Here is a 13,347-nt window from a genome sequence, read left to right on the forward strand (position 1 = left end):
CCCCCAGCGGCTACACGCGCGTGCAGGCCGAGCGCGAAATCGCCACGCCGGCTGGCCCGAAGAAGCTGCTGGACGTGGTGGCCGACCGCTTTCGCATCCAGGGGGCCGAGCGCGCCCGCGTGCTCGAAGCCATCGAGGCCGCGTTGCACCGGGGCGCTGGCCGCCTGGCCGTGCATGTGCTGCCGGCGCAAGAGGGGGGCGGCACCCAGGTCTGGAAGTTCTCCACCGGCCTGCACTGCCCCGAGAGCGATCTGCGCTACGCTGAACCCATCCCGTCCATGTTCAGCTTCAACTCGCCCGCTGGCGCCTGCGAGACCTGCCGGGGCTTTGGCCGCATCATCGGCGTGGACTGGGGCCTGGTCGTGCCCGACGAGCGCCTGACCTTGCGCGCCGGGGCCATCAAGACCTTGCAGACCCCGGCCTGGAAGGAGAACCAGGACGACCTGCTGCGCCATGCCGAGGCCGCCGGCATCCCGCGCGACACGCCCTGGTACAAGCTGACCGAGGCGCAGCGCCAGTGGGTCATCGACGGCGCGCCCGACTTCAAGGCCGGCAACTGGAGCCGGCAGTGGTATGGCGTGCGGCGCTTCTTCGAGTATCTGGAGAGCAAGGCCTACAAGATGCATATCCGGGTGCTGCTGTCCAAGTACCGCAGCTACACCCCGTGCCCGACCTGCGCCGGCGCGCGGCTGAAGCTGGACAGCCTGCTGTGGCGCGTGGGCAGCAAGGCGGCTGCCGACGCCGTGCTGCCGCCCGCGCAGCGCTTCCTGCCGCAGGGCGTGGCCTGGACACGCGCCCAGCTCGAAGCCCTGCCGGGCCTGTGCCTGCACGATTTGATGCTGCTGCCCATCGAGCGGCTGCGGCGCTTCTTTGCGCTGGTCGAGGCGCAGGCTTGTGCCACCCCGCCAGCCGGCCCTCACCCCCACCCTCTACCAGAGGGAGAGGGAATCGCACGGGACAGCGCCGACGCCCAGGCCCTGCGCCTGATCCTGGAAGAAATCCAGACCCGGCTGCGCTACCTGACCGACGCCGGCCTGGGCTATCTGACGCTGGATCGGCAAAGCCGCACCCTGTCCGGCGGCGAGGTGCAGCGCATCAACCTGACCACGGCCCTGGGCACTTCGCTGGTCAATACGCTGTTCGTGCTGGACGAGCCCAGCATCGGCCTGCACCCGCACGACATGCACCGCATCACCCAGGCCATGCTGCGCCTGCGCGATGCCGGCAACACGCTGGTCGTGGTCGAGCATGACCCGGCCGTGATGCTGACCGCCGACCGGGTGCTGGACTTCGGCCCCGGCCCGGGCGAGCAGGGCGGGCGCATCGTCTTCGATGGCACGGTGGACGCGCTGCGCCACGCCGACACGCTCACCGGCCAGTACCTGGGCGGGCGCCGCCAGGTCAGCGCCGGCATCAAGCGGCTGGTCACCGAGGCCACGCCGCGCCTGATCCTGGAGGGCGCGCGCGCCCACAACCTGAAAGACCTCAGCGTGGACTTCCCGCTGCAGCGCCTGGTCACGGTGACCGGCGTCTCCGGCTCGGGCAAGTCCACGCTGATCCAGGACGTGCTGGCCCCGGCGCTCTTGCGCCACTTTGGTCGCGCTACCGAGACACCCGGCGCACACGACCGCCTGCTGGGCGCCGACCACCTGGCAGACGTGGTGTTCGTCGATCAATCGCCCATTGGCAAGACGGCGCGCTCCAACCCGGTGAGCTACGTCGGCGCCTGGGACGCCATCCGCGCCATCTTCGCCAATGCCCCGCTGTCGCGCGAGCGCGGCTACACCGCGCCCAAGTTCAGCTTCAACTCGGGCGACGGGCGCTGCCCGACCTGCGGCGGCTCGGGCTTCGAGCACGTGGAGATGCAGTTCCTGTCGGACGTGTACCTGCGCTGCCCGGACTGCGACGGCCAGCGCTACCGGCCCGAAATCCTGGAAGTGCGCATCGAGCGCGGCGGGCGGCTGCTGAGCGTGGCCGACGTCCTGGCCCTGACGGTGGCCGAGGCGGCGCAGGTCTTTGGCGCCGACCGTGAGGTCATCCGCGCCCTGCAGCCCATCGTCGATGTCGGGCTGGACTATGTGCGCCTGGGCCAGCCGGTGCCGACACTGTCGGGCGGCGAGGCGCAGCGCCTGAAACTCGCCGGCTTCCTGGCCGAGGCGGCGCGCAGCGCGTCCAAGTCGCGCCAGCCGCTGGCCAGAAAGGGCACGCTGTTCCTGTTCGACGAGCCGACCACCGGCCTGCACTTCGACGATATCGCCAAGCTGATGCGGGCGCTGCGCAAGCTGCTCGATGCCGGCCATTCGCTGGTGCTGATCGAGCACAACCTGGACGTGGTGCGTGCCAGCGACTGGGTCATCGACCTGGGCCCGGACGGCGGGGATGCCGGCGGCGAGCTGGTGGCCGAGGGGCCGCCCGAGGAGCTGCGCCTGCATCCGCGCTCGCACACGGCGGCGGCGCTGCGCGAGTACGAGGAGGTGCTGGGCGAGGGCGGGCACGCGGTGCGCGAAGCAGCGGCGCGGGCGCCGGCCCCGGTGCGCGCCGCGGCGGAGCGGGCCGCGGGCGAGGCCATCGAGATCGTCAATGCCCGCGAGCACAACCTGCAGCACCTGAGCGTCGCCATCCCGCGCGGCAAGTTCAACGTCATCACCGGGGTGTCGGGCTCGGGCAAGTCCACGCTGGCCTTCGACATCCTGTTCAACGAGGGCCAGCGCCGTTACCTGGAGTCGCTCAACGCCTATGCGCGCTCGATCGTGCAGCCGGCCGGCCGGCCCGAGGTGGATGCGGTCTATGGCATCCCGCCGACGGTCGCCATCGAGCAGCGCCTGTCGCGCGGCGGCCGCAAGAGCACGGTGGGCACGGTGACGGAGGTCTGGCACTACCTGCGCCTGTTGTACGTCAAGCTGGGGGTGCAGCATTGCGTGCACGACGGCGCGAAGGTGGAGCCGCAGACCGCCGAGAGCATCGCCGCCCAGCTGCTCGGGAGCTACCGCGGCCAACCCATCGGCCTGTTGGCGCCGCTGGTCGTGAACCGCAAGGGTCTCTACACCGAGCTGGCCGACTGGGCCCGGCCGCGCGGCCACACGCACCTGCGCGTGGACGGCGAGTTCCTGCCGACCACGGGTTTTCCGCGCCTGGACCGCTTCCGGGAGCACACCATCGAGCTGCCGGTGGCCAGCCTGGAAGTGTCGGCGGACGACGAGCAGGCGCTGCGCGCCCACCTGTCGCGCGCGCTGGAGCTGGGCAAGGGCGTGGTGCACGTGCTGACCGGCATCGACGGGCTGCAGGACGCCCTGGAGCAGGGCCTGCCCACCGCGGGCATCGGCGAGGTGCAGGTGTTCTCCACGCGGCGCGCCTGCCCGGTCTGTGCCACCAGCTATGCCGAGCTGGACCCGCGCCTGTTCTCCTACAACAGCAAGCACGGCTGGTGCCCGGAGTGCGTGGGCACCGGCGTGCAGCTCACGCGCGCGCAACGGGCGGTGCTGGACGACTCGCCAGCCGCGGCGCGCGACCACCGCGGGCGCGAGCAGAGCTTTGCCGAGCCCGAGGTGGAAGACCTGGCGGAGGCCGCCTGCCCGGCCTGCGCCGGCACGCGGCTCAACCCGGTGGCGCGCGCGGTGCGCTTTGCCGGGCGCGCCATCACGGAGGTGGCGCGCCTGTCGGTGTCGGAGGTGCGCGCCTGGATCGCCGGGCTGGAGCTGTCGGGGCGCGAGGCGGAGATTGCGCGCGACCTGATCCCGGAGATCGAGGGCCGGCTGGACTTTCTCGAGGAAGTGGGGCTGTCCTACCTGACGCTGGACCGGGGCGCGCCCACGCTGTCGGGCGGCGAGGCGCAGCGCATCCGCCTGGCGGCGCAGCTGGGCAGCAACCTGCAGGGCGTGTGCTACGTGCTGGACGAGCCGACCATCGGCCTGCACGCGCGCGACAACGGCATCTTGCTGAACGCGCTGCAGCAGCTGGGCGACAAGGGCAACACGCTGGTGGTGGTGGAACACGACGAGGAGACCATCCGCCGGGCGGAGCACCTGATCGACATCGGCCCGGGCGCCGGCACGCGCGGTGGCCGGCTGGTGGCCGAGGGCAGCGTGGCCGACCTGGAGGCGGCGCCGCAGTCGCAGACCGGGCGCTACCTGCTGCACGCCATGCGCCACCCGCTCAAGTCGCGCCGGCCGGTGTTGCCGGAGACGGCGGCGGGTTCGGAGCCGCCGCCCGCCGCGCCCGCGAAGAAGGCACGCAAGAAGCGCGGCGCCCCGGCAGGGGCAGCGCAGACACAGGTGCCGGCCGTGCCTGCCGCCGATGGGGCCGCGCCGCCCGCCTGGCTCACGGTGCACGGCGCCTTCCTGCACAACCTGCAGGACGTGACGGCGCGCGTGCCCCTCCAGCGCCTGGTCGCCATCACGGGGGTGTCGGGCTCGGGCAAGTCCACGTTGGCGCGCGACGTGCTGTTGACCAACGTGGCAGCCTGGGTCGGCCAGCGCGCCACCCGCGCCGGACGCGAGGCCATGGACCTGGAAGGCAAGGCGCCGCCGCTGGTGGGCTGCACCGGCCTGTCGGGTTTCGAGGGCGTGGACCGCGTGCTGGAAGTGGACCAGACGCCCATCGGCAAGACGCCGCGCTCCTGCCCCGCCACCTACATTGGCTTCTGGGACACGATCCGCAAGCTGTTTGCCGAGACGCTGGAGGCGAAGGCGCGCGGCTACGGGCCGGGGCGCTTTTCCTTCAACACCGGCGAGGGCCGCTGCCCGGCCTGCGAGGGCCAGGGCATGCGCACCATCGGGATGAGCTTCCTGCCGGACGTGAAGGTCCCCTGCGAGGTCTGCCGCGGGGCGCGCTTCAACCCCGAGACGCTGGCCGTGACCTGGCGCGGCAAGAACATCGGCGATGTGCTGCAGATGGAGGTGGACGAGGCGGTGGAGTTCTTCGCCAGCATGCCCGCCGTCGCGCACCCGTTGCAGCTGCTCAAGGACGTGGGCCTGGGCTACCTGACGCTCGGCCAGCCTTCGCCCACGCTCTCGGGCGGCGAGGCGCAGCGCATCAAGCTGGTGACGGAGCTCAGCAAGGTGCGCGACGAGGTCGGCCGGCGCGGCCAGAAGGCGCCGCACACGCTGTACGTGCTGGACGAGCCCACCGTGGGACTGCACATGGCGGACGTGGCGCGGCTGATCCAGGTGCTGCACCGGCTGGTGGACGGCGGCCACAGCGTGCTGGTCATCGAGCACGATCTGGACGTGGTTGCCGAGGCCGACTGGATCATCGACCTCGGCCCGGAGGGCGGGGTCGGGGGCGGGCGCATCGTCGCCGCGGCCACGCCCGAGGAAGTCGTGCGCCTGGGCACGCACACCGGGGTAGCGCTCGCGCCGGTGCTGGCGCGCAGCTGAGCGGGGAGGTGAAATTGCCGGCGCCTTCCTACACCAGGGAGGGCCCAAGGCGCACAGGCGCCGGCCGGGAGCTGCCTATGCTTGGAGGGCATTGACGGGTGGTCGCTGCCTCCTGTGCACGCGGCCCTGCCAACCCTTACCCCTCGCCCCTTCCCGGGGTTTGCCCCGGCTGCCTCGCGGCAGCCGGGGATTTTTCTTGTGGGAATGGGAAAATCGCCGTCCATGACGAATGCCTCCACCGCCCAGACCCTGACCCTCACCCGCCCGGACGACTGGCACCTGCACGTGCGCGACGGCGCGCCGCTGGCCACCGTGGTGCCCCACACCGCCGCGCAGTTCGCGCGCGCCATCATCATGCCGAACCTGCGCCCGCCGGTGACGCGTACCGAGCAAGCGCTGGCGTACCGGGAGCGCATCCTGGCTGCCGTGCCCGAAGGGGTGGACTTCGAGCCCCTGATGACGCTCTACCTGACCGACAACCTGCCGCCCGGAGAGATCGCGCGCGCCAGGGCGGCCGGAATCGTGGCCGCCAAGCTCTACCCGGCGGGCGCCACCACCAACAGCGACGCGGGCGTGACCGACCTGCGCAAGATCGCCCCCGTGCTGGAGGCCATGCAGAAGGCCGGCATGCTGCTGCTGGTGCACGGCGAGGTGACGGACGCGGAGATCGACCTGTTCGACCGCGAGGCGGTGTTCATCGAGCGCCAGCTGATCCCGCTGCGCCGCGATTTTCCCGGCCTGAAGATCGTCTTCGAGCACATCACGACGCGCGAGGCGGCGCAGTACGTGGCCGAGGCGGGCGAGCACACGGCCGCCACCATCACGGCGCACCACCTGCTCTACAACCGCAATGCCATCTTCACCGGCGGCATCCGACCGCACTGGTATTGCTTGCCGGTGCTCAAGCGCGAGACGCACCGCCAGGCGCTGGTGCGGGCGGCCACCGGCGGCAGTCCGAAATTCTTCCTGGGCACCGACAGCGCACCGCATCCGGCCCACCTCAAGGAGCACGCCAGCGGCTGTGCCGGCTGCTACACGGCGCACGCGGCGCTGGAGCTGTACGCCCAGGCCTTCGAGGCGGCCGGCGCGCTCGACAGGCTGGAGGGCTTTGCCAGCTTCCATGGCGCCGATTTCTATGGCCTGCCGCGCAACCGAGGCACGGTGACGCTGCGCCGCGAGAGCTGGACGCCGCCCGAGAGCTACCCCTTCGGCGAGGCCGCGCTCAAGCCGCTGGCGGCCGGCGAGGCCTTGGCCTGGCGCGTCGTGGCCTGAGCGGCCCGAGCGCGGTCCGCGGGCGGGCAATCCGGTGCGCGGCCTGGGCCCATCGGCCGCGCGGCCCCACCGCGCGCATCGCGGCCCCTATGATGGCGCGCCTTGCGCGGGCGCGGCGGGCGGGCTTGAACTGCCGGTGGCGTCCCCGATATGGGCAACAGCCCGCGGCCAGACGGCCAGGGCACGAATTCCTTCCGACGTGGAGCTTCTTTCCCGATGAAACGCATTGCGCTTTTCCTGATGACCAACCTGGCCGTGGTGGTGGTGCTGGGCATCGTCTCCAGCCTGCTGGGCGTGAACCGCTACCTGACAGCCAACGGCCTGAACCTTGGGGCGTTGCTCGGCTTCGCCTTCGTCATGGGCTTCGGCGGCGCCATCATCTCGCTGCTGATGAGCAAGCCGATCGCCAAGATGAGCATGGGCGTGACGCTGATCAACGCGCCGCGCAACCAGGACGAGGCCTGGATCGTCGACACCGTGCGCCGCTTCTCCGAGCAGGCCGGCGTGGCCATGCCCGAGGTGGGGATCTACGAGGGCGCGCCCAACGCCTTTGCCACCGGCGCATTCAAGAACTCGGCCTTGGTGGCGGTCTCCACCGGCTTGCTCCAAGGCATGACGCGCGAGGAGGTCGAGGCCGTGATCGCCCACGAAGTGGCGCACGTGGCCAACGGCGACATGGTGACCATGGCACTGATCCAGGGCGTGATGAACACCTTCGTGGTGTTCCTCTCGCGCGCCATCGGCTACGTCGTGGACGGCTTCCTGCGCCGCAACGACGAAAGCAGCTCCGGCCCGGGCATCGGCTACATGGTCACGACCATCGTGCTGGACATCCTGCTGGGCTTCCTGGCCGCGATCATCGTCGCCTGGTTCTCGCGCCAGCGCGAATTCCGTGCGGACGCCGGCGCGGCGCAGCTGATGGGCCGCAAGCAGCCCATGATCAATGCGCTGTACCGCCTGGGCGGCATGCAGCCGGGCGAGATGCCCAAGAGCCTGCAGGCCCTGGGCATCACCGGCGGCATCGGCAAGCTGTTTTCCTCGCACCCGCCGATCGAGGAGCGCGTGGCGGCCCTGCAGGCCGCCTGAGCGGCGGGCCGTCCGGGCCCGGGGCTGTCAGTAATTCAGCGTATTGTCAAAAATCGCCGCCCCCGCAGAATGGATCTTCCCGCTGCGCACGCTACCGCGCGGGCGCAGCACAGAAAGATCCCATGTTGAAACACAAGTACCTCTCGGGCGGCCTGCTGGCGCTGATCGGCCTGGGCACGGCCGTCGCCAGCCTGGAATATGAAACCGGCTCCCTGGCCCGCATGGGCCCGGGCTACTTTCCCCTCCTGCTGGGCGCCGCCATGGTCGCCCTGGGCCTGCTGATCGCGGTCACGCCCGACTCGCCCGACGAGGTCCTGGCGGACAGCCAGGACCGCAGCCTGGCCGACATCGTGCGCCCGCACCTGCGCCCCTGGGGCGCGATCGTCGCCGGCATGGTGCTGTTCATCGTGCTGGGGCGCTGGGGCGGGCTGGTGCCGGCCACCTTCGCGCTGGTCTTCGTCTCGGCGCTGGGCGACCACAACAACTCCGTCAAGGCCTGCTTCTGGCTCGCCGTCGGGGTCGCGGCCTTTGCGGTGGCGGTGTTCCATTACGGAATGCAGCTGCAGTTTCCCCTGTTCACCTGGGGCTGAGGCCCACCGCCGGGACACCACCCCATGCTCGAGAACCTCGCCCTGGGCGCCGCGACGGCGTTTTCCATGCACAACCTGCTGTACGCCTTCATCGGCGTGCTGCTGGGCAACCTGATCGGCGTGCTGCCGGGCATCGGCCCGCTGGCGGCCATCTCCATGCTGCTGCCGATCACCTACGGCCTGGACCCGACCGGGGCGCTGGTGATGCTGGCCGGGCTTTATTACGGCGCGAGCTTCGGCGGCGCCACCACCTCCATCCTGCTGAACCTGCCCGGCACGGCCTCGCACGCCATCGTCTGCGTGGACGGCCACCCGCTGGCGCACCAGGGCCGGGGCGGCCAAGCCATCTTCATGGCCATGTTCGCCTCCTTCCTGGGAGTGTGCTTCGGCATCGTGCTGATGATGTTCTTCAGCCCGATGCTGGTGGACATGGCTTTCCTGTTCGGCCCGGCCGAGTATTTCGCGCTGATGCTGATGGGCCTGCTGGCGGCGGCGTCGCTGACCAGCGGCTCACCCCTCAAGGGCATCGCCGCGATCTTCCTCGGGCTGGCCATGGGGGTGGTCGGCACGGACGTGAACAGCGGCGTGGCGCGCTTCACCTTCGACGTGCCGGAACTGATGGACGGCCTGTCGCTGGTGGCGCTGGCCATGGGCTTCTTCGGCATCAAGGACGTGCTGGCCAACGCCGGCTTCATGGGCTCGGGCACGCTGGTGGCCAGCGACAAGATCCGCGGCAGCACGGTGCGCCCGGGCAAGGGCGAGATCCGGGAGTCGATGGGCGCCATTGGGCGCGGCGCGGTGATCGGCTCGGCGCTGGGCATCCTGCCGGGGGCCGGCGGGACCATGGCGTCCTTCATGTCCTACGCGGTGGAAAAGAAGGTCTCGCGCACGCCTGAGCGCTTCGGCCATGGGGCCATGCAGGGCGTCTCCGGCCCCGAATCGGCCAACAGCTCGGCGGCCATCACCGCCTTCATCCCGACGCTGACACTGGGCATCCCGGGCGACGCCGTCATGGCGCTGATGCTCGGCGCGCTGATGATCCACAACATCATCCCCGGCCCGCAGATGATGGTCGAGCACCCGGCGATGTTCTGGGGCCTGCTGGTGAGCTTCTGGATCGGCAACGTGATGCTGATGATCCTGAACATCCCGCTGATCGGCATGTGGGTGAAGCTGCTGTCGGTGCCGTACCGGCTGATCTACCCGGCGATCATGTTCCTGATCGCCGTCGGGGTCTACAGCGGCAACAACAACCTGTTCGACGTCGGTGTGGTGTTGGCGCTGGGGGTGGTGGGCTACCTGTTCGCGGCGCTGGGTTTCCCGCCGGCGCCGCTGCTGCTGGGCTTCGTGCTGGGGCCGATGGTGGAGGAGAACTTCCGCCGCGCCCTGCTGCTGTCGCGCGGCGACATGAGCGTGTTCTTCACCCGTCCCCTGAGCGGTGTGTTCATGGGGGCGACCATCCTGATGTTGCTCTACGTGGCAATACGGCGGTTGCGCGGCGCGCGCACCCTGAAGACCGTGGCTGCCTGAGCGCGCCGCCCGTCCTGCCGGGCGCGGGGCCGGCCGGTCGGGTGGCATCCCTGACGCAGCACCTGCTTGGAGGAAGCGGCCATGAGCCAGGCCCCTGACACGCAACCCGTCCACCTGCGCCTCGAGGACGAGGTGCTGGTGGTGTGCATCGACCACCCACCCGTCAACGCGCTGTCGCAGGCGGTGCGCGCCGGCCTGCTCAAGGCCGTCGAGCGGGCCGAGAGCGATTGCGCCGTGCGCGCCGTGTTGCTGGTGGGCGTCGGCAGGGCCTTCATCGCCGGCGCCGACATCCGCGAGTTCGGCAAGCCCCCGCAGCCGCCGTCGCTGCCCGAGGTCCTCCATCGCATGGAGCTGCTGGACAAGCCGGTGATCGCCGCCATCCAGGGGCCGGCGCTGGGCGGGGGGCTGGAGGTGGCCATGGCGGCGCACCACCGGGTGGCCCTGGCCGGTGCCAGACTGGGCCTGCCCGAGGTCCACCTGGGCCTGCTGCCGGGCGCGGGCGGAACGCAGCGTGCACCGCGCCTGATGGGTGCGCAGGCCGCGGCCGAGCTGATGCTCTCGGGCCAGCAACTCTCGGCCAGGGCGGCGCTGGAGGCGGGCCTGGTGGACCGGCTGGTCGAGGGCGAGGACCCCACGGCAGCAGGCCTGGCCTGTGCGCGGGAACTGCTGGCCAGCGGCGCCAGGCCGCGGCGCACCCGCGACCTGCCGATTCCCGACGCGGCCACCGCGCCGGCGCAGCTCGACCAACTCGCCGCCGACACAGCCAGCAAGGCGCGCGGTCTGTTCTCGCCGGCGCGAATCATCGAATGCGTGCGTGCGGCGCTCGAGCTGCCCTTCGAGGAAGGCCTGCGGCGCGAGCGCGAGCTGTTCGTGGAGTGCCTGAACAGCCCGCAGCGCGAAGCCCTGGTCCACGCCTTCTTCGCCGAGCGCGAGACCGCCAAGATTCCCGAGGCCCGCGCCGCCTCGCCGCGCCCGCTGGCCAGGCTGGCCGTCATCGGTGGCGGCACCATGGGCGCCGGCATCGCGGTGGCGGCGCTGGACGCGGGCCTAGCGGTGACCATGATCGAGCGCGACCAGGAGTCCATCGCCCGCGGCCAGGCCAATGTCGAAAAGGTCTACGACGCCCTGATCGCCAAGGGCCGCCTGACGGCCGAGGCCAAGGCCGCCACTCTGGCGCGCTTCACGCCCGACACGTCGTACGACGCTGTCGCCGATGTCGACTTGGTGATCGAGGCGGTGTTCGAGGACCTGGACATCAAGAAGGCCGTGTTCCGCGAGCTCGACCGGGTGTGCAGAAGGGGCTGCGTACTGGCCACCAACACCTCCTACCTGGACATCGACGCGATTGCCGCCGAAACCCGGCGCCCGCAGGACGTGATCGGCCTGCATTTCTTCAGCCCCGCCCACATCATGCGGCTGCTGGAGATCGTGGTCGCGGCCAGGACCGCGCCCGACGTGGTGGCCACCGCCTTCGAGCTGGCCCGGCGCCTGAAGAAGGTGCCGGTGCGCGCCGGCGTGTGCGACGGCTTCATCGGCAACCGCATCCTGGCCGTCTACCGCGAGGCCGCCAACCACATGCTGGAGGACGGCGCGAGCCCCTACGAAATCGACGCTGCTGTGCGCGCCTTTGGCTACCCCATGGGCCCGTTCCAGGTTTCGGACCTCGCCGGCGGCGACATCGGCTGGGCCACGCGCAAGCGCCAGGCGGCAACGCGCGACCCCAAGGCGCGCTACGTGGAAATCGCCGACCGCATCGCCGAGCGCGGCTGGTTCGGCCAGAAGAGCGGGCGCGGCTGGTACCGGTATCCGCAGGGCGCGCGCATCGGCCAAGAAGACCCCGAGGTGCTGGCCATCGCCGATGCCGAGCGTGCGAAGAAGGGCATCACGCCGCGCCGCTTCACGCAGGACGAGATCCTGCGCCGCTACATGGCGGCCATGGTCAACGAGGGCGCGCGCGTGCTGGAGGAAGGCATTGCCCTGCGCCCGCTGGACATTGACGCCACCTTCCTGTTCGGCTACGGCTTTCCGCGCTGGCGCGGGGGGCCGATGAAGTGGGCCGACATGCAGGGTCTGGACAGAGTGCTGGCCGACATTCGCGAGTTCGCCAAGGAAGACCCGCAGTTCTGGCGGCCCGCGCCGCTGCTGGAAAGACTGGTCGCCGAAGGGCGCGATTTCGAGAGCCTGAACCGCCCGGCCTGAAGCGCCGTGTAGCATCCCCGACGTTCCACACTGCCACCACGAAGGGTTCGGTTCATGCGCGAAGCCGTCATCGTCTCCACCGCCCGCACGCCACTGACCAAGGCGCACCGCGGCGAATTCAACGCCACGCCCGGGCCGGAGCTGGGTGCCTTTGCCGTGCGCGCCGCCGTGGAGCGCGCGGGCGTCGATCCGCACCTGATCGAGGACCTGGTCTGGGGCTGTGGCTATCCCGAGGGCACCACCGGGCGCAACATCGGCCGCCAGACCGCGCTGCGCGCCGGCCTGCCGGTGGCGGTGGGTGGTTGCGTGGTCAACCGCTTCTGCGCCTCGGGCCTCCAGGCGATCGCCATCGCTGCCGGCCGCGTGGTGCTGGAAGGCGTGCCGGCGCTGGTGGCCGGCGGCGTGGAAAGCATCTCGCTGATGAACCCGGCCGGCCGCAGCGGCACCGCGCACCTCGATCCCTGGCTGCTCGAGCACAAGCCCGAACTCTTCATGGAGATGATCGACACGGCCGACGTGGTGGCCGAGCGCTACGGCATCTCGCGCGAGGACCAGGACGCCTTTGCCCTGCAAAGCCAGCAGCGCACGGCGGCGGCGCAAGCGTCGGGCGTGTTCGATGACGAGATCGTCGCCTGCACCACGCGCATGATGGAAAAGAACAAGGAGACCGGCGAGGTTACCTACCGCGAGGCCGTGGCCACCATGGACAACTGCAACCGGCCTTCCACCACCCTGGAGGGCCTGGCCCAGCTCGCGCCGGTCAAGGGCCCGGGGCGGTTCGTCACCGCCGGCAACGCCTCGCAGCTGTCCGACGGCGCCAGTGCCTGCGTGGTCATGGAGGCCAGGGAGGCCGAGCGCCGGGGCCTTGAGCCGCTGGGCGCGTTTCGCGGCTTTGCGGTGGCCGGCTGCGAGCCCGACGAGATGGGCATCGGCCCGGTCTTTGCCGTGCCGCGCCTGCTCGAGCGCGCAGGCCTCAAAGTGCAGGACATCGACCTGTGGGAACTGAACGAGGCCTTCGCCTCGCAGGCGCTGTATTGCCAGCGCAAGCTCGGCATCCCCATGGAGCGGCTGAACGTCAACGGCGGCGCGATCTCGATCGGCCACCCCTTCGGCATGACCGGCGCGCGCCTGGCGGGGCACCTCCTGCTGGAGGGCCGACGCCGCAGGCAGCGCGGCGAGCGTGTGCAGTGGGGCGTGGTGACCATGTGCGTCGGCGGCGGCATGGGCGCAGCCGGTCTGTTCGAGATCCTGTGATGGCGGGCCAAGACGGGCAGCTGCCGCAGGACCGCGCCGCC

General features: G+C 70.9%; 7 protein-coding genes. All 7 read left to right on the top strand.

What is annotated here, in order from left to right; all coding sequences use genetic code 11:
* Positions 1-5,375 (top strand): excinuclease ABC subunit UvrA (locus A612_RS11090; protein WP_019374550.1); only part of this gene is annotated, 5,375 nt, incomplete at its 5' end.
* Between the two features lie 222 nt (positions 5,376-5,597).
* Positions 5,598-6,647, top strand: a complete 1,050-nt coding sequence (pyrC, locus tag A612_RS11095; protein WP_019374551.1) for a dihydroorotase — start codon at positions 5,598-5,600, stop codon at positions 6,645-6,647.
* A gap of 216 nt (positions 6,648-6,863) precedes the next feature.
* The gene (gene htpX, locus A612_RS11100) at positions 6,864-7,733 is read left to right on the top strand and encodes a protease HtpX (RefSeq protein ID WP_019374552.1); all 870 of its coding nucleotides are present in this window, start codon (positions 6,864-6,866) and stop codon (positions 7,731-7,733) included.
* 122 nt (positions 7,734-7,855) lie between these two features.
* A complete protein-coding gene (locus tag A612_RS11105; RefSeq protein WP_019374553.1) occupies positions 7,856-8,323 on the top strand; it encodes a tripartite tricarboxylate transporter TctB family protein in 468 nt (155 codons plus the stop codon).
* 24 nt (positions 8,324-8,347) lie between these two features.
* Entirely contained in the window at positions 8,348-9,853 is a 1,506-nt protein-coding gene (locus A612_RS11110; RefSeq protein ID WP_019374554.1) for a tripartite tricarboxylate transporter permease, read from the top strand.
* Positions 9,854-9,934: 81 nt separating this feature from the next.
* Positions 9,935-12,052 (top strand): 3-hydroxyacyl-CoA dehydrogenase NAD-binding domain-containing protein, encoded by a 2,118-nt coding sequence (locus A612_RS11115; protein WP_019374555.1) that lies wholly within the window; start codon positions 9,935-9,937, stop codon positions 12,050-12,052.
* A gap of 54 nt (positions 12,053-12,106) precedes the next feature.
* A complete protein-coding gene (locus A612_RS11120; RefSeq protein ID WP_019374556.1) occupies positions 12,107-13,306 on the top strand; it encodes an acetyl-CoA C-acyltransferase in 1,200 nt (399 codons plus the stop codon).
* Positions 13,307-13,347 lie beyond the last annotated feature (41 nt).

It is taken from the genome of Melaminivora alkalimesophila (assembly GCF_000282995.1).
GTDB lineage: Bacteria > Pseudomonadota > Gammaproteobacteria > Burkholderiales > Burkholderiaceae_C > Melaminivora > Melaminivora alkalimesophila.